This is a genomic window from Mycobacteroides sp. LB1, from assembly GCF_013449725.1.
GTDB lineage: Bacteria > Actinomycetota > Actinomycetes > Mycobacteriales > Mycobacteriaceae > Mycobacterium.
On sequence record NZ_JACCFF010000001.1, the window covers coordinates 383175 to 403305 of the forward strand.

Here is a 20131-nt window from a genome sequence, read left to right on the forward strand (position 1 = left end):
CAACCTAAATAAAGAGCGTCAGCACGATCCAGGTGGCGACGGCCGAGGGCAGTAGGGAATCGAGACGGTCCATGATGCCGCCGTGGCCCGGCAACAGCGTGCCCATATCTTTGATACCCAAGTCGCGCTTGACCTGGGATTCCACCAGGTCGCCCAGCGTTCCCGTAATGACGAGCATGACGCCCAGGGCGATACCGACGAATGGGTGATGCCCCAGCAGGAACGTCACCGCCAACGTAGACGCGGCCGTGCCCACGATCAACGACCCGGCAAGCCCCTCCCAGGACTTCTTCGGGCTGATGGCCGGCGCCATCGGATGCTTGCCGAACAGGACACCGGCGGCGTAGCCGCCAATATCGGAGAACGTAACACCCAACATCAGGCAGAACACCTGGGCCGCACCGTTTTCCGGGTACACCAGCAGGGCTCCGAATGACGCGAAGAGCGGAATCCAGGCCGCGACGAACACCGTAATGGCGACATCACGCAAGTAGTTCACCGGCTGCTGACTCAGCCCGTGGCCCACCAGGCGCCAAATCATGCACACCACAACGGTTGCGGCGAAGGCACCAAGAGCACCCGAAGTCCCCCACGGCCAGGTCAGCCAGATCATGGCCTGCCCGCCGACGAGGAGGGGGATGAACGGTACGGAGATCTCTGCCTGGCGCAGCCGCTTGGTGACCTCCCACGTGGCGATCGCCATGAAGAACGAGATGATCCCGACCCACAGTTTGGGCTCGTAGAGCAACGAAAAGATGATCAGCGCCGCCAGCAGTGCCCCAACGCCGATGGCGGCCGGCAGGTTGCGTCCGGCCCGGGACTTCGCCCCTGAAGGGGGCGCATCGGGCGCTGGAGCCGCGTCGGTATCTCCCATGGTCGTCATCACCGGCGGCCCTAGACCTCCAGTAGCTCGCCTTCTTTGTGCTTCACCAGCTCATCGATCTGGCTCACGTACTGGCCGGTGGTCTTGTCCAGATCCTTTTCCGCGCGGCCTACCTCGTCCTCGCCGGCCTCGCCGTCCTTCTTGATCCGGTTGAGCTCGTCATTGGCCTTGCGCCGGATGTTGCGCAGAGTCACCTTGGCGTCCTCGCCCTTGCCCTTGGCCTGCTTGACGAGCTCCCGACGACGTTCCTCGGTGAGCTGCGGGACGGCAATGCGGATGATGCTGCCGTCGTTGCTCGGGTTAAGCCCCAGATCCGAATTGCGGATGGCCTCTTCGATGGCCTTGAGCTGATTGGCCTCGTAGGGCTTGATGACCACAAGGCGCGCCTCGGGCACATTGATGCCGGCCACCTGCGTAATGGGGGTCGTGGTGCCGTAGTAGTCGATGACAACCCGGGAGAACATGCCGGGGTTGGCACGCCCGGTGCGAATCGTCGAGAAGTCGTCGCGGGCCACCGACACGGCCTTTTCCATCTTCTCCTCGGCGTCAAGAAGAACCTCGTCGATCACGAACGACCTCCTATGTAGTCCTGGTTGCGCACCATCACGGTGTAACCAGTGTTCCGATCTTCTCACCTGCAACCGCTCTGGCGATATTCCCTTCGGTCAGCAGGTTGAACACCAGGATCGGCATCCGGTTGTCCATACACAGGCTGAATGCGGTGGCGTCGGCGACCTGCAGTCCGCGGTCGATGACCTCGCGGTGGGTGATCTCCGGAAGAAATTCGGCGTCCGGGTTGGCGCGAGGGTCATCGGTGAAGATGCCGTCGACCGCCTTGGCCATGAGCACCACCTCGGCGCCGATCTCCAGCGCACGCTGCGCGGCGGTGGTGTCGGTGGAGAAATACGGCAGCCCCATACCGGCACCGAAGATGACGACGCGGCCCTTCTCCAAATGCCTTCTGGCCCGCAGCGGGATGTACGGCTCGGCGACCTGCCCCATGGTGATGGCGGTCTGCACACGCGTGACGATGCCTTCTTTTTCCAGGAAGTCTTGGAGCGCAAGGCTGTTCATGACGGTGCCGAGCATGCCCATGTAGTCCGAGCGGGTCCGTTCCATACCGCGCTGCTGCAACTGCGCGCCGCGGAAGAAGTTGCCACCGCCGATGACGACCGCCACCTCGGCACCGGTGCGGACCACCTCTGCGATCTGGCTCGCCACCCTGTGGACCACATCAGGGTCGAGGCCGACGGCTCCCCCGCCGAACATCTCGCCGCCGAGCTTGAGCAGCACCCTTTTATATCCGGTGCGGCTCACGTCGCGAGTCATCACGCCTCCTGGGTACGGGGATCACACAAAGCACAGCCATCGGGGCCCTGCAGGCCGCGATGGCGTTGTCCATCCTGCCCTATTGGGCGACGCTCGTTGGCACGACCCGGCGAACCGAATCTCCGTCGGGTGTGGTTTCGGTGAGGCCGACGAGGACCTGTGGCAACGGTGCCACGTGCAACACCCCCAGACGCTGGGTGGCACGGGTGAGCGCCACATAGAGCTCGGAGGCACCGCGTGGGCCGGCGGCGAGGATCCGTTCCGGCTGCACCACCAGGACGGCATCGAATTCCAACCCCTTGGTCTCCGAAGCCGGCACCGTCCCCGGCACACCGGGCGGCCCGATCACCACACTGGTGCCCTCGCGACCGGCCTCGTCGTGCACGAACTCGTCGATGGCCTTCGATAATTCTGCCTCGGTCAGTTGCCTGGACCATGGCAGGAATCCACTGGAACGGACCGATTCGGGCGGCTGGGTACCCGGCGCGAACTCGGCCAGCAGCGCCGACGCGACCGCCATGATCTCGGCGGGAGTGCGGTAGTTCACCGACAGCGGCCGGTAGACCCACCGACCCGGTACATACGGCTGCAGCATGGAGTCCCAGGATGTGGCTCCGGCTACCGATCGGCGCTGAGCGAGATCGCCGACCACGGTGAAGGAGCGGCTCGGGCAACGGCGCATCAGCACTCGCCAGTCCATTTCGGACAGCTCCTGAGCCTCGTCGACCACGATGTGGCCGTATGTCCAGTCACGGTCCGCGGAGGCGCGCTCGACGAGGTCGCGAGTGTCACGCTCGGTGAAACGTTCCGCGAGGTCCTCGCCGTCGAGCAGATCGGTGGCGAACAGATGGTCCTCGTCGTCCATCATGTCCTCGCGGCCGGTCATCATGTCGAGCACACCAGCGGCATACGCGGCCTCGGCCCTGCGTTCACGTTCGGCAGCCTCCTCCGCCGCCTTATCCCGGCCCACCAGGTCGACCAGCTCGTCAAGCAGCGGCACGTCTGAGACCGTCCAGGCGTCACCAACGGCCCGGGCCAGCGCCGGATCAGCACCGGCCGCGCGCAGCCGCTCAGGTGAGGTATACAGCTCCGCCAACAGCGTCTCCGGTGTCAGGATCGGCCACAGCGCATCGAGTAGGGCGGCGAACCCCTCATGATCTCCCAGCTCGTCGAGCAGTTCCGCGCGCAGATGCTCCCAGGCGGGGCGGTCCTCCCGCGTCAGCCAGCCCTTGCCGATGCGCGGGATCGCCCGCTCGGTGAGCGCCCACGTGATGACATCGGTGAAGACCGTCCGGGCCTCGTTGTGCGGAAGCTTGCTCGCGCGCGCCTCGTCGATGGCCCATTGCGCGATATCGGTATCGATACGCACCGAGACATCGGCCAGGTCGATCTGCACGGCCTGCTCGGGTGTCCGCTGCCGATCCGCGATCGCCGCCGCAAGCACACCAAGAATCTGCAGCGAGCCCTTGAGCCGCGCCGCCTCCGCGTCATCCTCGGTGGTGACCTCCAGACCCGGCAGCAGGTCGCCCGCCGTCGTGAAGACCACATTCGTCTCGCCCAATGAGGGCAGTACGCGCGAAATATGGCCGAGGAAGGCCGCATTGGGCCCGACGACCAGCACACCGTGGTGTTCCATCCGCTTGCGCTGGGTGTACAGCAGATAGGCGACGCGGTGCAGCGCCACGACGGTCTTGCCGGTACCGGGGCCGCCCTCGATCACCAGCACACCCGGATGATCAAGCCGGATGATCCGGTCCTGTTCGGCCTGGATGGTCGACACGATGTCGCGCATCCCGTGACCGCGCGGTGCGTTGACGGCCGCAAGCAGCGCGGTATCGCTCATACCGCCGCGTTCGCCGTCGCCCGCCTCGCCGTCCGGGCGGCCAAGGATTTCATCGGCGAAATCGTCGACGTGACGTCCCCGAGTTCGGAATTGACGCCGCCGCCGGGTGTTTTCCGGGTTGGCGCCGGTGGCGGTGTAGAACGCCTGCGCCACCGGCGCTCGCCAATCGATCAGCAACGGCTCGTATTCGTTCTGGCTGTCGAGAAGGCCTATCCGACCGACGTAGCAGCGTTCCCCCGTGATGGCGTCCAGCCGGCCGAAGCACAGGCCGTCATCGGCGACCTCCAACCGTTGCGTCTGCCTGGCCAGTGCGCGCACCTCGTCATCGCGCTCAACCATGGCGGCGCCGTTCTGCAGATCAACGGACTCGCGCAAGGCCGCGCGGTACCGGCCCTTCACGCGGGCGCGTTCGGCGTCGAGCCGCGTATAGAGCCCGGCGATGTACTCCTGCTCGGACTGCAGTTCTTCTTCGTGGGTCGGCACCCGGATTTCTCCCCATTCTCCTTCTAGTTCATGGCATCTGATATTCGGCCAGCGATTGTGCTCCATGACCGGGGCCTTGCCGCAAGCCCCACCATGCGATATATGATAAAGGGGCAGGGCTATTCATACCGACTCGGCGGTCGCCGCCGTCCGCAGCTCTTGTCGCCAACTCCACAAGCCGACCGCGGCCATGACGCTGAGGAACGCGTAAAAACCTGCCGTGAGGTTCAGACCCTTGAAGAGATAGACCCCGACAGAGAACGTGTCGGTGACGATCCACAGGGCCCAGTTCTCGATCCATTTTCGGTTCATCATGAATTGGGAGACCACACTGAGCCCAGTGATTATCGAATCAAGCTGTGGGACATTGGAATCGGTGAAGGTGACCAGGAAGGCATAGAGCCCCGCGACCAGGACCGCCAGGGACAATGCCAACGGCAGCCATGCCCATTGCGGCGTCCGCCGCACCGCCACCCCATGCCGGTCTCGGCTTCCCCGCTGCCACAGATACCAACCCTGCACTGCTAACGCAATAAACATGATCTGCAGGGCCGCATCGGCATACAGGGTCTGCCGACCAAAGACCACTATGTAGAACAGCGAGCTGACGATCGCCACCGGGAAGGTCCAAATATTTTGGCGGACAGCAAGGATGACGAACAGCACACCGGCCAGGCTCCCGATTAGCTCAGTCCAGTCCACGGCAACAGGCTAGCCGAGCAGTAAACTCGCGCCATGGCGACACCGGCCCAGCAGCGGAGCTTCTCGTGGCTGGCCAAGCTCATCAACGAGAGCGAGCCACGTTGCGGTGACGTGCGCGTCGTAGCCATCGACGGCCAGGGCGCTGCCGGTAAGAGCACCTTTGCTGCGCGATTGCGCACCGCGCTGTCAGCGACAACCCCTTCGACAGTGGTCCTGCACACGGATGACTTCGCGTCCTGGGACACGCTCTTCGGGTGGTGGCCCCGGCTCGAGGACCAGGTACTGACGCCCTGGGCGCACGGCGAACAGGCCCGGTATCGACGCTATGACTGGGAGACCCGTGAATTCGGTCCATGGGAGCGGTGCTCACCGCCGTCGGTGCTGATTCTCGAGGGCGTCGGGTCGGGCCGATTGGCCGCCGCCAGTCGGTTGAGTTCGCTGATCTGGGTGCAGACCGACCAGGCAACCCGCCGTCGCCGCGCCGAGGCTCGCGATGGCGAGCAGCTCCGCGAGTTCTGGCAACTGTGGATTGATGCGGAGGAACAGCACTTCCGCCAGGATCCCACTGCGGGACGCGCCGATATCACCGTCGACGGCGACCCCGCTGTGGCCCTGGACGACCCCGAGCACTATTTCCTTCCCGGCGGTTAGACCTTTAGAGGGGAAGCTAGCGCAACGGGACCGTCGGACCGTTCGGGTCGAGCGAGGCGCAGCTGTCCTTCCCCACTGTTGTCGAGCATTTCGCCGCCGGGAGCGCAGGCCGATAGCCGGGTGCGGTACCGCCATCCCGGGTGATCTGGGTATAAGTCTGCACGGCGTCGGTGGGCACGCGCTTCAGCGCCGGATCACTCAGCGCATCGACCGTGTACAAGCCGAAACGTGGCCGGTAGCTTCCCCATTCGTAGTTATCGACCAATGACCAGTAGTTGTACCCGATGATCGGGATGCCATCGGCCTTGGCCCGCTGCAGCCAGAAGACGGTGTCGTTGAGGTACTGCGATCGGGTCACTCCATCCGACCGTGCCTTGCCGTTATCGGTGACCATTCCGTTCTCGACGATGTAGATCGGCAGCCCGGGATATCTCTGTGCATAATGCCGAGACACGTAGTAGATGTCCTCGGGCTGCAGCTTGATATCCCACCGCGCCGCCATGCTCTGGCTCGATGCCGGATTATCCGCTGCGGTACCGGTGTAGTAGTCGAACCCCAGGTAATCCAGACTGTCTTTGACCCGATCGAAGAACGACTCCTCGATACCTCTTATCCCGTAACTTGCGAACTGCGCCACCATATCCGGGGGGATGTAGGCCTCGTTGGTCGTCACCTTTGCCCTGGGATCAGCCTCGTGCGCGGCACGGTACACCGCGCGATGCGCGTCGGCGACGCGATCGAGGAATCCGTTGAATTCCTCCGGCTTGATCGCCCCGGTCAGCACCTCCATGCCCGCGAAGACCACCGGCTCGTTGATGCTCACCCACAGCACCCCTTGTCCGGCATAGCGTTTGGTGATCGCCGTGGCGAACTCTTCGAATGCCGCGAGGTTGTTCATGAATCCGCCGCTGTCGGTAACCCAACCCGGATACGTCCAGTGCATGAGGGTGATCATCGGCGTCATGCCGTTTTCACGAAGAGTGGAGACAATGGAGTCGTAGTAGGCCAATTCCTTTTCGTCCCACTTACCCGGCTCCGGCATGACCCGCGCCCACTCCACACCGAACCGAAAAGTGTTGACGCCCATAGCATGCGCGTTGGCGATGTCCTCCTGGTAGCGGTGCCGAAAATCATCGGCCTCCTTGTACGGATCGACAGGCCCATGCGCGAGCGGATTGGAGTTGTCTGTCGGCACCGGCTTGCCGGCCGTGCGGTCGACGTAACGGCGCCAATTGCTGTCCGGAGCATCCCCCTCGACCTGGTAGCCCGCGGTGGCGGTGCCCCAGTAGAACCCGTGATCCCAGGCCGAGTCGTCCTTTGCAACCTCTTGTCGAGAACTGCACGCGGACATGCCCAATGCAAGTACGACGGCCGACGATAACAGCACCCTTATCCACCTCATACCAAAACAATACATTGTATGGTTTTCTAGGTGAGCAGCCGCTCCCACACTCGACGCATGTGACTACCCATATCGATGGACGGGTCCGACATCCACTGAATCTGAATACCGTCGGCAGCGGCGATCAACGCAGTGGCCGCGAAATCGGCATCCACATGCGCGGGGACAACGCCTGCGGCCTGACGGCCTCGCACGTACCCGGCGATGAGTGCACGCATCTTCTCGTACCGATCCCGCAGGTACGTCCCGGCAGGATGCCGCGGGTCGACGGCCGCAGCGGCGGCCAACGACAGATACACCGTCCCCGAGCCAGGCTTGCTCGCCTTGTCGAGCATTGCCTGGGCAAGTGCCTCACCGGGATCGATATCTGTCTCCAGATTCGGATTCCGGTACCACTCTTCAATACCGGCATCGGCGTCCCGCTGGATCTCGGTGAGGATCACGTCCCGTGTCGGGAAGTAGTGCATAAGCCCGGCCAGGCTGATGTTGGCTTCTTTGGCTATGACGCGCATCGAGGCGCCGGCCTCCCCGTCACGCTCCAAGACCGTCAGCGCGGCGGCAAGGATCTCCTGACGTTTGGCTACGCCCTTGGGATACCGCTTTGCATTCGGCCCGACAGCTGGCATTGCCCGAGGCTAGCGCACAAAATAGTTCGGCCCCGCACAGGAACGAATCCTGGCGGGGCCGAACGTGATAGATCGAACTAGACCTGGCCGACCTCGAACCGCGCGAAACGGGTCACGGTAACACCGGCCTCATCGAGCAGTGCCTTGACGGTCTTCTTGCTATCGGACACCGACGGCTGGTCCAGCAGCACGACGTCCTTGTAGTAACCGTTGACGCGGCCCTCGACGATCTTGACTAACGCCTGCTCGGGCTTGCCTTCGGCCTTCGCCGTCTCCTCGGCGATACGACGCTCGTTCTCAACCACATCGGCCGGAACATCCTCGCGCGTCAGGTACTTCGCCTTGAGTGCGGCGATCTGCAGCGCGACGGAGTGCGCAGCCTCGGTGTTCGAGCCGGTGTACTCGACCAGCACGCCCACAGCCGGCGGCAGATCCGCGGCACGCTTGTGCAGGTAGGCCTCGACAGTCCCATCGAAGTACGCCACCCGGCGCAGCTCCAACTTCTCGCCGATCTTGGCCGCCAGGTCGGCGATGGCCTGCTCGACCGTCCGGCCGTCCTCGACCTTCGCTGCCTTGAGAGCCTCAAGCTCGCCGATCTTGCCGGCCGCGGCTGCACCGACGATGGCGTCGGCGAGACCCTGGAACTCGGCGTTCTTGGCGACGAAGTCGGTCTCCGAGTTGAGCTCGACGAGCACACCGTCACGCGCGGCGACGAGACCCTCGGCGGTGGCGCGCTCAGCGCGCTTGCCAACATCCTTGGCGCCCTTGATACGCAGCACCTCGACGGCCTTGTCGTAGTCACCGTCGGACTCGGCTAGGGCGTTCTTGCAGTCGAGCATTCCGGCACCGGTCAGTTCCCGGAGCCGCTTCACATCGGCAGCAGTGAAATTCGCCATTTAGCCTTCCTCGGTTACGGTTTCGGTCTTCTCAGCAGCCTCGGCCGGAGCCTCGACCGCCTCGGCCGGTGCCTCGGCGGACTCAGCGGCAGCCTCGTCGGTAGTTGCTACGGCAGAGGCAAGCAGCTCCTGCTCCCACTCGGCCAGCGGCTCGGCGGCCTCGGGCTTCTCGTCGCCACCGGACAGACCGGAACGGGCCTGCAGGCCTTCGGCGATAGCAGAAGCAACGACCTTGGTGATCAGTGCAGCACTGCGGATCGCGTCGTCGTTACCCGGGATCGGGTAGTCGACAACATCGGGATCGCAGTTGGTATCCAGGATCGCAATGATCGGGATGTTCAGCTTGCGGGCCTCGGCAATAGCGAGGTGCTCCTTGTTCGTGTCCACGATGAAGATCGCCGAGGGCACCTTGATCATGTCGCGGATACCGCCGAGGCTGCGCTCAAGCTTGTTCTTCTCACGCGTGAGCATGAGGATTTCCTTCTTGGTGCGACCCTCGAAGCCACCGGTCTGCTCCATCGACTCCAGCTCCTTCAGGCGCTGCAGGCGCTTGTGGACGGTGGAGAAGTTGGTGAGCATGCCGCCCAGCCAGCGCTGGTTCACGTAAGGCATGCCGACACGGGTCGCCTCTTCGGCGATGGACTCCTGGGCCTGCTTCTTGGTGCCGACGAACATGACCGAACCACCGTGGGCGACGGTCTCCTTGACGAACTCGTATGCCCTGTCGATGTAGGTCAGCGTCTGCTGCAAGTCGATGATGTAGATGCCATTGCGGTCGGTGAAGATGAACCGCTTCATCTTGGGGTTCCAACGACGGGTCTGATGCCCGAAGTGCGCGCCGCTGTCAAGCAGCTGCTTCATGGTCACAACAGCCATTTCGGCTATTTCCTTACTTAGTCGGTTGTCGCCCGGGATCGGGTGATCCTGGACCCTGGCGTCTGCTGATGCCGGAACCCGTCTGGAGAATCTCTCCCCATCTGGGACCGCCCGGCTTGCTGATCACGTACTCGTGTGCAGACGCGCGAAGTCAACCCGCTAGGCGAGTTGCGGTAATGACTTTACATGCTTCCGGCACGTGGTTTTCCCACGTCCCGGAAGCCACGGCGAGTTATCCACAGGAGCCGGAACGGCCCTTTCCCCTGCGCCATCTTCCCCTGACGATGACCTTGTGCGGTTCAGAGGGCTCGGCTGTCTGGTATTCGGCCTCACACTGGCTGCCGCCGCATCCCCTGCGGCGGCGGCCGCCCCGGGCGATATAGGGAACCGTTTCGACTGGCCGCTCAGACCCCGACCTGCAGTAACCCGGTCATTCGACAAACCGCAGGAGCGCTGGAACCGAGGGCACCGCGGGGTCGACCTGATGAGTTCTGTCGACCAACGCGTGTACGCGGCCGGGCCGGGAACCGTGGTGTTCGCCGGGTCTCTCGCGGGGCGGCCGCTGGTATCGGTCGAACACGAGGGTGGCCTACGCACTACGTATGAGCCCGTCACTCCGCTGGTGCGGCCGGGCCAGCGCGTTGCAGAGGGGTCCGCCATCGGCACCCTGCTGCCGGGACATCAGGGCTGCGCCGCGGCGGCCTGCTTGCACTGGGGTGCGCTGCGCGGGCCGGCGTCCGCTGCGGACTACCTGGATCCGCTGGGACTGCTCAGATCAACACCGATTCGGCTCAAGCCGCTTACGCGTAGCTGAAGCCACTTCAGGCGGGCTGACAGACGTCCACGTGTGCCGGTTTACCGGTGGTCTGCGAGATCCGGGAGACCGCGTCGTGAAAACGATCGAGCGCGTCCTGCTCGGTCACCACTTGATAAAACGCGCGCATCTCACCGCCGTTGGCCACGCATACCCACCATGGCGGGTAGACATCGGCAGTCGCGGTGCCCGGGGCCACGGTTCCGAGGCCCAGCACGGCGGCCGAAGCCGCCACCAGAATTCCCGCGCGCATGCTTGGCATTTTAGTCACCGGACCGAGGCCGACCAGGCTCTTGCCCACAATTCCAGCGGGGCCAAGGCGACGAGCAGACCCTTCCCGACTGCCGTCAGGGAGTACCGCCCGTCCCGGTTGCGCACGATATGCGCGGCGGTGAGTTCATCGAGGCGCGTGGTGAGCACACCGCTGGACGCATCACCTATCCCGTTTCTCAGTTCCGGGAGGGTCTTTGTCCCCGATCGCAACTCCCATATAACGAGGATCGCCCAGCGCCGGCCGAAGAGGTCGAATGCCGCCATGAGTGGCCGTCCGGAACCGGACCCGCGTACCGGAGTCCCGGGCCGTGGCGTGACAGCCCCGGCGGGTGCCTCCGCCTCGGACACCCCGGCACTCGCGATGATCGCGATGAGCCGACTGGCGCGTTCGGCCATCTGCTCGGCGCTCTGCTCCGGATGCCGGATCCACCAGGTGATCATGGCGCCGACCATTCCCATCCAGCCCTGGGTGAGCACACCAATGTCCTTCTCATCACGCAGCTGTGCGGCGGCGTCGCCGACCGCGGCGACGCCCTGACCGGCCAGCGCGGCGAGCCGGATTCTGGCAGCCCGCGCCGCGGCGAGCGCTTCGCTCTCCTCCGGGAGCGTCTGGTCCCAGATCACCAGCCAGTCCGAGGGGCGCGGCGCCAAGGCTTGGAAGACGGCTTGCAGGACCGCGCGCGGCAAAGCCAGCGTGGGCGGAGCAGCCTCCATGGCCGCCTCGATCTGGTCACCCACGATCACTCCGGCGCGCTGCACGCATGCGATGTACAGCTGCTCCTTGGATCCGAAATACGCCAAGACCATAGGCTTGGAAATGCCCACACTCGAGGCCACGTCGGCCAGGGACATGCCTGCGTAGCCGTTGCGCCCGAACTCCTGACAGGCGGCATCCAGGATCTGTTGCTCGCGCTCAGCGCGTGGCACACCCTTAGTACCGGCCCTTGTCACCAGTCCCTTCTACCAGTTCCGCAGGCTCGCCACCCCAAAAGCGGTGTGCTCCCCGTCACAGTAGACCGATCGGTGTGATATTGATATGACCGACTGTTAAATTAACGATCGTCCAGTTAACGTCAACGATCACCGACCGGATCGATGAGGAGCTGGAATGCGTGGCGCATGGGTGTATTTGGTATCGATTGCGATCCTCTGTATCGCCGGGGGGTACATAGCCCATCTGCGGCTGAGTGATATCCCCGACCCGGCGATCGGCCATTCGGCCAAGCGACCGTCGATCGGCACGCCCCGTGAAAAGGTCGTCGAGTACCGGCTCGACGGGCCCGCCGGTGCCACCGTCTCGGCGTCGTACCTCGATGTAGACGGAACGGTGCGCGAGGTATCGGGCACGCTCCCCTGGCAGACCACGCTGCGCACGGCCCAGCTCACCATCCCCACTGGCGTCATCGCACAGTCCAGCAGCGGGCAGGCGTCCTGTCGCATCACGATCAACGGCCAGGTCCGTGACGAGAAGGCATCCGACTCGCCGGCCGTCTCCTGCCAGGTGGTGGTGGCGTGAACACCCAGAACAACCGACGCCCCCTCCTCGCCCGATTGCTCTACCGGTTCTCCCTACCCGTCGTCGTGGTGTGGCTCGTCGCCGCCGGGGCACTCAATCTCGCTGTCCCCCAGCTGGAGACGGTGATCAAGGGGCACGCCCGCTCGTTCCTGCCCGATGACGCCGCCTCCGTGCAGGCAATCGTCAAGATGGGCAACTACTTCGGCGGTGCCGGTACCAACAACTTCGTCTATCTACTCCTGGAAGGCGACGCGCCCCTGGGAACCGAAGCGCACCAGTACTACTCGTCGGTCCTCGAACGGATCAACCAGGACAAGCAACACGTCAACTCCTCCATGGACCTGTGGTCCAATCCACAGTTCTCCCCCGCCAACGAGAGTGCGGACGGCAAGGCCGCCTACGTTCTGATAAACCTGGCCGGCAACATGGGAACCGCCCTGGCCATGGAATCCACCCAGGCCATCCGCGATCTCATCGCGGAATATCCACCACCCCAAGGGCTTTCCGCGCATCTGACGGGGCCATCCGCAGTGGTCAACGACGAGCTGGTGTCGATCAACGACTCGATCCTGTTGCTGCTGATCTCCTGTGGCCTGTTGGTCGGCGCCATCTTGTTCCTTGTGTACCGCAACCCGATCACCATCGCGATGCCGTTGCTGGTCGCGGGCGCGGGGCTCGGTGTCGGACGGCCCCTGGTCGCGTTCCTCGGCGAACATCAAGTCATCGGGGTGTCGATCTTCGCCTCAGCCCTGCTGGCGGTGATTGTGCTGGGGGCCGGAATCGATTACGGCATATTCCTTCTCGGCAGATACCAGGAAGCGCGCCGGGCCGGAGCGGACCCGGAGTCCGCGTACTACACGGCTCTGGCCGGGGTGCAGCACATCATCATCGCCTCGGGGCTCACCGTCGCCGGGGCCACGGCCTGCATGGTCTTCACCCGCTTGGCCATCTTCAGCACCTCCGGGCTGCCCTGCACCATCGCGGTGATGGTCACCCTTGCCGCGGCATTGACCCTCGGACCCGCACTCCTGGCCCTGGGCAGCCGGCGCGGGTTCTTCGAGCCGCGCCAAGATAAGTCACAGCGTCGGTGGCGCCGCATCGCCACCTATGTGGTGCGCTGGCCGGGGCCGGTGTTGGCGGGCAGCATGGCTGTCCTCGCACTCGCGCTGTTGGTGCTGCCGGGATTCCGGCCCAGCTACGACGAGCGGCGGGCGCAGCCCAGCGACTCTCCCGCGAATCTCGGCTTCGCCGCCGCGGACCGTCATTTGCCACCAAACATCATGGCGCCCAGCCTCTTCCTGATCGAGTCGGATCATGACATGCGGAACTCGGGGGACATGATCGCGCTGGCGAAATTGTCCAACGCGGTGTTGGCCATTCCCGGGATCAACAATGTGCAGGGCATCACCCGTCCACTCGGGGCTCCACTGGAACAAGGCGCGCTGACGTCCCAGGCGGGCTATATCGGTGGCCGCCTCACCCAGATGACCAATCTGCTCGGCCAGCGCATCAATGACCTCACCGCGCTCAGTGGCCAGGTCGGGCAGCTGTCTCTCACGGTCAAGGGCCTGGAGCAGGCATTGCAGAACGGCACCCGCGGCGCGACTCAGATCCATACGGGCGCAGCCGAACTGCGCACTAGCCTGGCCGCCGTCGTGCAGAAGGTCGACACGCTACGGGAAACCGCCAAACCCGCCGAGCAGTTCGTGGGCTCCATCCCGAACTGTCGGGACAACGAGTACTGCCAGGCCGCGCTCACCGGTTTTACGCTCTTCGACGATCTGCACCGTTTCGACGGGCTTGTCGGCAATCTGGTGAACGGAACCGGGGCTCTAGCACAGACATTGCCTCAGCTCGGCGCGCAGCTGTCGGGCCTGAAGGCCTTCATTACGCAGGTCAATGCGGTCACCGCACCATTGCAGAGCACCCTGCAGGTCCTGGTTCCCCAGGTCACCGAGATCACGCAATTCACCGACGAACTCAGCAAGAGCTTCGCGGCAGGCGACCCTGGCTCATCCTTCTTCCTACCCAGCCAGGCATTCGACAACCCGCTCTTCAAGAACGCGATGCCGTTCTTCTTCTCCACCGACGGCAAGGTGACGCGGATGATCGTCACACCGGATATGGAGGGGTTCAGCCGCGAAGCAATGGACCTGAGCTCCAAGATCATTCCGACCGCACTGCAGTCCATCAAGCAGACTTCGTTGGCTGGTAGCACGGTGAGCATCGGCGGCCCGGGCGGCACGTTGCTGAACATCGAGGCGTTCACCCGGGAGGATTTCATCACCAGCGTGGTGGCCGCGTTCGCCTTCGTGTTCTGCGTGGTGCTGATCCTGCTGCGCAGCCTCGTCGCCGCGATGGCGGTCATCGGCACCGTGGCACTGTCCTACCTATCAGCACTGGGGCTGGCGGTGTTCGTCTGGCAGGACATCATCGGCAATCCACTGCACTGGTCGGTGGCCCCCCTGTCCTTCGTATTCCTGGTCGCGGTGGGGGCGGACTACAACATGCTGCTGGTGGCCAGGTTCCGCGAGGAAATGCATGCCGGGATCAAGACGGGCATCATCCGGTCGATGGCCAACACCGGCGGCGTGGTCACCATCGCGGGACTGGTGTTCGGGTTCACCATGTTTGCGATGATCGCCGGTTATGCGCACAACATCGCGCAGCTCGGCACCACCGTCGGACTGGGTCTGCTGCTGGATACCCTCGTCGTGCGTTCGTTCGTGATCCCGTCCATCGCAACGCTGCTGGGGCGCTGGTTCTGGTGGCCGGTGGTGGTGCACGACCGAGCCACCGGCCGGGACACCAGCCGCGACACGATCACGCCCGTGGATGGGCCTGGTCGTGGACAGCTCGTAGGCGCGCCACGGTGACATGCGTGTACAGCTGGGTGGTGGCCAACGTGGAGTGCCCGAGCAACTCCTGAACCACCCTGAGGTCTGCGCCACCCTCCAGCAGATGCGTTGCGGCACTGTGCCGCAACCCGTGCGGGCCGATATCGGGGGCACCGGGCACGGCGGACATGGTCTGGTGCACCACGGTGCGGACTTGACGCGGGTCGATGCGCCCACCGCGGACACCGACTAGCAGAGCCGCACCGGAGCCCGTGGCGGCCAGATGCGGTCGTCCGCGTTCCAACCAGGCGGTCAAGGCGTCGGCGGCGGGACCCCCGAACGGCACGGTGCGCTCCTTGTCCCCTTTGCCCAAGACGCGCAACACCTTTCGCGATTGGTCGATATCATCCACATCCAGTCCGCACAATTCGCTGACCCGGATCCCAGTGGCGTACAACATTTCCATGATCAATCGGTCGCGTAGTGCCATCGGATCGTCTTGTTCCGCGCCGGAATGCGCCGCCTCCATAGCCGCCACGGCCTGGTCCTGTCGCAGCACGGCGGGTAGCGTTCGACGAGACTTGGGTTGTTGCAAGCGAATCGCGGGATCTGTCTCCATCAATCCGCGTCGGGTCGCCCAGGCGGTGAAGATCTTCACCGCCGAGGTGCGCCGCGCGATGGTGGAACGCGCGGCCCCCTGCCTGCCCTGAGCGCCGAGCCATGACCGCAGCACCGGTAGCGACAGGTCGGCCAGTGTGGCTGTGCCGATCGCGGGATTGGCTGTCGAAAGATGCTCGAACAACGAGGTGAGGTCACCACGATAGGCGCGCTGAGTGTGTACCGACCGCCCGCGTTCCAACGCAAGATACTCGGCGAACTCGTCGAGAATCGCGGTCAGCTGAGGGGTCACTCCCCCACGGTGCGTGCAGCAGCCCTCGGATGCAAGCTAACTCGCCGGGGCCTCGGCTACTGCGAGTTCCTGCTTCCAGACACGGAAGGTCTCCTCGGTACGGCCGCGCCGCCAGTATCCGGAGATGGACGACGCCCATTTCGGGCCCACCCCGCGCTCCTTACGGATGTATGGACGCAGGTTATGCATGACGGTCTGCGCCTCGCCGTGGATGAAGACCTGTACCTGCCCGGGCAACCATTCGGCGGCGCGTACCGCCGCGATCAGCGGGGCGTTGTCCCCCGCCTGGCCCTCGCCGACCTCATCGGCGTCGCCGCCGCGGTGTACCCAGACAACGTCGACATCGCCGCGGGTGTCGAACTGGATCTCGTCCTGCGGACCGGCCACCTCGATGAACACCTTGGCGCGGACATTCTCCGCGAGTGCCTGTAGCGCCACGCTGATAGCCGGGATCGCCGACTCGTCCCCGGCGAACAGATGCCAGTCGGCGGCGGGATCGGGCGAATACCCACCGTTGGGATCGGTGGCGTACAACCTGTCTCCGGGCTTGGCCCGGCCTGCCCACGGGCCTGCCACTCCGGTATCGCCGTGCACCACGAAGTCGATGGCGATCTCCCGACGATCGGCATCGACGGAGCGGATGGTGTAGGTGCGCACCGTGGCCTGCATCTCGCGCGCCTGGTCGATATCACGCGGCCCCGGCCCTTCGTGGCCGTCCGGAAGGAATATCAGCTTGGCGTAGCTGTCGGTGAACGAACTGGCCTCGAATCCGTCAAATCCGGTACCGCCGAGCACCACCCGGGTGATATGCGGGGTCACCTGCTCGGTCCGAACTACCTGAAACTCATGTAAAGGGCGCGTCATATCGCCTCCTGCGTCGAATCCCCTATGTCAATTGCCTTGACTATACGTAGGAATGTCCGCCGCCGGGTGCCTCCGTCACGGCAGCATGCCTCTGACGATCAGCTCGGCCGCGGCTTCGGCGTGGGCATGAACTTGCTCCGGAGCGAACACGCCATCGCCGAATACAGTGCGTGCCAGCGCTTCGCTGCTGAACAAGGCAGCGGTGCCTGAGGTGATGAGAAAAAAACTGGTCTGCAGCGGCACATCACGCAGCTCCCCCGCCTTGACCGCCTCCTCGTAGACCGGGCCGAGCCGTTCCTGCATGGGTATGACGTAGGCCTTACAGATGTGCTGCAGCCTGTCGCTGTCCTGGCCCGCCTCGATGTCCATGATGCGGATCAATTCGGGGTGTTCGGCGGCGAAGATCACAAACATCTTGATGAATCGTTTGATCCGTTCGGCGGAACTTAAGCTCTCGTCGTCGTCGGCCAGGACCTTGTCGATGATCGCCTGGAACCCCCAGTCGACGGCGGCATACCAGAGCTGCTCCTTGGAGGAGAACCGTTGATGTAGGAGGTTGTGGCTCACGCCAAGCTCACGATTGAGCGTGCGCATCGACATGCCCTGATAGCCGTGGGTGGCGAATGCGTGCAGCGCCGCGGTGAAGATCGCGTCAGTCGACACTCCTTCGCCGCCCTTGCGCGGTCTGCCACGAGGGCGCCGCATGAGCTCACCGGTATCAGTCACAAAATCCATCATCCCCTTCGCTCGTCGGCAACGTGGTCATCGTGTCCACACACTGGTCATGATCTTTATCGGGTTCGCCGAATACCGCCGTTACACCCGGGCATACTGACGCGATGGATACCTGGTTGTGGATCTGTGCCGGCGTGCTGGCGGTCGCGCACCTGGGAGCGGGCGTGTTCAAGCTGGTCACGCCGTACGAGAAGATCGCCGGGAACCCGAACCTTGCCTGGGCCACCGATTTCTCACCCAATGTGGTGAAGGCAATCGGTGGATTGGAGGTGCTCGGCGCCATCGGCGTGGTGGCCCCGCACGCGACCGGCATCGCCCCGGTTCTGAGCCCGCTGGCCGCCGCCGGGCTCGCGGTGTTGCAGGCCGGCGCCTTTGGTGTCCACGCCCGCCGCGACGAATGGAAACTCACCCCGGTCAATGTGATCCTGATCGCGCTTGCGGTGTTGGTCGCGTTCGGCTGGTACGCGTGACTGAATCCAGCCAGCGCTAGGGTGCGCCAACAAGATTGGCCTCCTTGCGGAACTGTTCACTGATATGGGCCGCGAAAGCGACCGTTTCCGGTGTGACGACCTTTCCTCTCCACACGAGGGCGAGGCGCCCGCGCATCACCTGATCGGACAGGTCAATCTGCCGGAGCCCGTCCAGGCGGTCGCGGGGAAGCTCCGGCGCGACGGCGATGCCGAGACCCCGGGTAACGAGATGGCTCATCATATCGACTGAGCTCGTTTCAAAGGCGATACGTGGCGCGAATCCTGTTGCCAGGCAAGCCTGGTCAAGAATCGCCCGAACACCGGACCCTTGCGGGTGACTGATGAGTGGGCGATTCTGCAGTTCCGTGAGGGTGATTGATGCGCGTCCCGCCAGGGGGTCGTCGCGATGGACTATCGCCACGATGTTCTGTTGGGCGAGAAGCTGCTCGCAGAGTTGAGGAGGCGGTGGCGCGGCCCGTCCGACTACCGCCATGTCGAGGTGCCGTTCGAGCACTGCGGCGGTGAGCTGATCCGACCTCGCTTCGGTGAGGGTTATCGACACCGCAGGGTGCGCCTCGTGGAAGGCAGCCAAGGCGTCCGCAAGCAGAGGTAGCGGGTGAGCGACCGTTCCTATCGCCAAACGCCCGCACAGTATTCCCGCCATGGCATCGGCGGTTGTCCGTATCTCACCAACGGTCTGAAGTGCCATTTCAGCAAGCGGGACCAGCGCCTTCCCAAACTCGGTCAGCTTAAGCGCTCTGCTCGAACGGTCGAACAGCTCGTGGCCGAGCTCCCGTTCCAGCCGACGAACCTGTGCGCTTACCCAAGGTTGAGCGACATGGAGAGCTTCAGCTGCACGAGTGAAACTCGCGTGATCGGCCACCACGAGGAAGTACTCAAGCTGCCTCAGTTCCATACAAATCACCTATACCCGACAAACCTGATGAGAGACGCCTCCGGCACCCCTGCCAAGGAAGCATCAGTAGTTGATGGGCCAGAAAGACCCAAATTTCGCTATTCCCAGAGCAATAAAGAGGATCGATATCAGTGTCGCCGTCACAAGGTCGTTCATGTGCTCGAAGAGAAATCGTCCGTCACTCTTCCGTGCCTCATAGATCTGAAATCCAGGTTCCATCACATATTCCTTTCAGCGGAGCTCACATCTGTTTCTAGAGATTTACCGACTCTGGGCCCCTGGCACAGGGCCTCCGCGCTACTACGCAGCGCGCCGTTCACCCGAGAATGGTCTTCCTGTCGGAGTAGAAGAATGTAACCAGGGTGGTCGCGCCACAGATCAATCCGGCAGTGAGGATCACCTTGGACCCGTTGTAGGCCGAAGCTATGACCCCACCGCTGGCAGCACCTAGAGCGAAAGACATGTACAGCAGCGCGTACCCCAGCCAGTCATAGACAGAACCTTTCCCAAAAAGGTGCCTCTCGATTCCCTGCCCAAGCTTGACGACCGTCCCCGTTACGTAGCTCAACGGAATCGCGACTTCGCCCTTCTTGACGAAAGAGGTATTCAAGGCGCCAATTGAGAAGGCCAGCAAGAGGATCGGCGTGAAATGCACGTCAACGTTCGCGTTGAAGCCACGGTCTTGAAGAAAGTCGACTGCGGCAGCCGCAAGAAGCCCGAATGTCGTGAGCACAGTGGCTCCGTGCGGGTGATTCTTCCAAAATTTGCGCCTGCAAAACGAGGCCACCATTACCCCGAAGAGAAAGGCCGCGATCATCGAAATCGCGGCGACAGGGCCGGCGCCCGCGACTTGTTGCCTATCGGTGACCCTGAACCAGGTCAGAACCGAACGCTCTGTGTTTCCGGTCATGAACGTGACGAAATATCCCGCGCTATGCAAGAAGGCCACGGCGCCAACCATCCCGGCAAGCCCGGCAAGCAACCAGGAAAGCCGAGCCTCGGAGCCAAGTGCGGCGTCACGGGTCACTACCGCCTCGGCAGGCTTCGGAGTGACCGCTTTCTCCAACACCGCAGTCTGCATACCGCTCTTCTGCTTCATGGCAGC

Annotated in this window: 21 protein-coding genes; 5 read left to right on the top strand and 16 right to left on the bottom strand. The window is 63.8% G+C overall.

The window, feature by feature from the left end; all coding sequences use genetic code 11:
• Positions 1–4: 4 nt before the first annotated feature.
• The 5 genes from MLB1_RS01950 to pnuC all read right to left on the bottom strand — a co-directional run bounded on the left by MLB1_RS01950 (position 5) and on the right by pnuC (position 5240).
• Positions 5–874 carry a phosphatidate cytidylyltransferase gene (locus MLB1_RS01950; RefSeq protein ID WP_180749633.1) on the bottom strand — a complete coding sequence of 290 codons (870 nt, stop codon included), beginning with the start codon at positions 872–874 and terminating at the stop codon, positions 5–7.
• A gap of 20 nt (positions 875–894) precedes the next feature.
• A complete protein-coding gene (gene frr / locus MLB1_RS01955) occupies positions 895–1452 on the bottom strand; it encodes a ribosome recycling factor (protein WP_180748060.1) in 558 nt (185 codons plus the stop codon).
• A gap of 34 nt (positions 1453–1486) precedes the next feature.
• Positions 1487–2212, bottom strand: coding sequence for a UMP kinase (gene pyrH, locus MLB1_RS01960; RefSeq protein ID WP_070910662.1), 726 nt, complete (start codon positions 2210–2212; stop codon positions 1487–1489).
• A 79-nt stretch (positions 2213–2291) separates the two neighbouring features.
• Positions 2292–4604 carry an RNA polymerase recycling motor ATPase HelR gene (gene helR / locus MLB1_RS01965; RefSeq protein WP_180748061.1) on the bottom strand — a complete coding sequence of 771 codons (2313 nt, stop codon included), beginning with the start codon at positions 4602–4604 and terminating at the stop codon, positions 2292–2294.
• 57 nt (positions 4605–4661) lie between these two features.
• On the bottom strand, positions 4662–5240 hold the full coding sequence (gene pnuC / locus MLB1_RS01970; RefSeq protein WP_180748062.1) for a nicotinamide riboside transporter PnuC: 579 nt from the start codon (positions 5238–5240) through the stop codon (positions 4662–4664).
• Positions 5241–5273: 33 nt separating this feature from the next.
• Between pnuC and MLB1_RS01975 the strand changes: the two genes are divergently transcribed.
• Complete coding sequence (locus MLB1_RS01975; RefSeq protein WP_180748063.1) at positions 5274–5891, top strand: aminodeoxychorismate synthase; 618 nt, start codon at positions 5274–5276, stop codon at positions 5889–5891.
• Positions 5892–5907: 16 nt separating this feature from the next.
• Here the strand turns inward: MLB1_RS01975 and MLB1_RS01980 are convergent, their stop codons facing one another.
• From MLB1_RS01980 to rpsB, 4 genes are all read right to left on the bottom strand, one after another.
• On the bottom strand, positions 5908–7308 hold the full coding sequence (locus tag MLB1_RS01980; protein ID WP_371750540.1) for a glycoside hydrolase family 1 protein: 1401 nt from the start codon (positions 7306–7308) through the stop codon (positions 5908–5910).
• 11 nt (positions 7309–7319) lie between these two features.
• A complete protein-coding gene (locus MLB1_RS01985; RefSeq protein ID WP_180748065.1) occupies positions 7320–7919 on the bottom strand; it encodes a TetR/AcrR family transcriptional regulator in 600 nt (199 codons plus the stop codon).
• A gap of 77 nt (positions 7920–7996) precedes the next feature.
• Positions 7997–8815, bottom strand: a complete 819-nt coding sequence (gene tsf / locus MLB1_RS01990; protein WP_180748066.1) for a translation elongation factor Ts — start codon at positions 8813–8815, stop codon at positions 7997–7999.
• A complete protein-coding gene (gene rpsB / locus MLB1_RS01995) occupies positions 8816–9691 on the bottom strand; it encodes a 30S ribosomal protein S2 (protein WP_180748067.1) in 876 nt (291 codons plus the stop codon).
• 316 nt (positions 9692–10007) lie between these two features.
• Here rpsB and MLB1_RS02000 point away from each other — a divergent pair, with 316 nt between their 5' ends.
• Positions 10008–10505: a M23 family metallopeptidase gene (locus MLB1_RS02000; RefSeq protein ID WP_371750585.1), complete on the top strand. Its 498-nt coding sequence runs from the start codon at positions 10008–10010 to the stop codon at positions 10503–10505.
• A 7-nt stretch (positions 10506–10512) separates the two neighbouring features.
• Here MLB1_RS02000 and MLB1_RS02005 read toward each other — a convergent pair whose 3' ends face one another.
• Both MLB1_RS02005 and MLB1_RS02010 read right to left on the bottom strand, forming a co-directional pair.
• On the bottom strand, positions 10513–10758 hold the full coding sequence (locus MLB1_RS02005) for a hypothetical protein (protein WP_180748069.1): 246 nt from the start codon (positions 10756–10758) through the stop codon (positions 10513–10515).
• A 14-nt stretch (positions 10759–10772) separates the two neighbouring features.
• Positions 10773–11729 (bottom strand): TetR family transcriptional regulator, encoded by a 957-nt coding sequence (locus MLB1_RS02010; RefSeq protein ID WP_180748070.1) that lies wholly within the window; start codon positions 11727–11729, stop codon positions 10773–10775.
• A gap of 157 nt (positions 11730–11886) precedes the next feature.
• Between MLB1_RS02010 and MLB1_RS02015 the strand changes: the two genes are divergently transcribed.
• Together MLB1_RS02015 and MLB1_RS02020 are read left to right on the top strand one after the other, a co-directional pair.
• Entirely contained in the window at positions 11887–12294 is a 408-nt protein-coding gene (locus MLB1_RS02015; protein ID WP_180748071.1) for an MmpS family transport accessory protein, read from the top strand.
• Positions 12291–15170, top strand: coding sequence for an RND family transporter (locus tag MLB1_RS02020; protein WP_180748072.1), 2880 nt, complete (start codon positions 12291–12293; stop codon positions 15168–15170). The genes MLB1_RS02015 and MLB1_RS02020 overlap by 4 nt, the downstream gene beginning before the upstream one ends.
• On the opposite strand, the gene MLB1_RS02025 is transcribed toward MLB1_RS02020, so the two are convergent.
• The 3 genes from MLB1_RS02025 to MLB1_RS02035 form a co-directional block, all read right to left on the bottom strand.
• Positions 15118–16041 carry a tyrosine recombinase XerC gene (locus MLB1_RS02025; protein ID WP_180748073.1) on the bottom strand — a complete coding sequence of 308 codons (924 nt, stop codon included), beginning with the start codon at positions 16039–16041 and terminating at the stop codon, positions 15118–15120. The genes MLB1_RS02020 and MLB1_RS02025 overlap by 53 nt on opposite strands.
• A 36-nt stretch (positions 16042–16077) precedes the next feature.
• Positions 16078–16905, bottom strand: coding sequence for a siderophore-interacting protein (locus MLB1_RS02030; protein WP_180748074.1), 828 nt, complete (start codon positions 16903–16905; stop codon positions 16078–16080).
• 75 nt (positions 16906–16980) lie between these two features.
• Complete coding sequence (locus tag MLB1_RS02035) at positions 16981–17568, bottom strand: TetR/AcrR family transcriptional regulator (protein WP_180749634.1); 588 nt, start codon at positions 17566–17568, stop codon at positions 16981–16983.
• Between the two features lie 176 nt (positions 17569–17744).
• On the opposite strand from MLB1_RS02035, the gene MLB1_RS02040 reads away from it, so the two are divergent.
• Positions 17745–18110 (top strand): DoxX family protein, encoded by a 366-nt coding sequence (locus MLB1_RS02040; protein WP_180748075.1) that lies wholly within the window; start codon positions 17745–17747, stop codon positions 18108–18110.
• Between the two features lie 16 nt (positions 18111–18126).
• Here the strand turns inward: MLB1_RS02040 and MLB1_RS02045 are convergent, their stop codons facing one another.
• Both MLB1_RS02045 and MLB1_RS02050 read right to left on the bottom strand, forming a co-directional pair.
• Positions 18127–19026 (bottom strand): LysR family transcriptional regulator, encoded by a 900-nt coding sequence (locus MLB1_RS02045; RefSeq protein ID WP_180748076.1) that lies wholly within the window; start codon positions 19024–19026, stop codon positions 18127–18129.
• Positions 19027–19342: 316 nt separating this feature from the next.
• Positions 19343–20125, bottom strand: a complete 783-nt coding sequence (locus MLB1_RS02050; protein ID WP_371750586.1) for a YoaK family protein — start codon at positions 20123–20125, stop codon at positions 19343–19345.
• Positions 20126–20131: the final 6 nt, after the last annotated feature.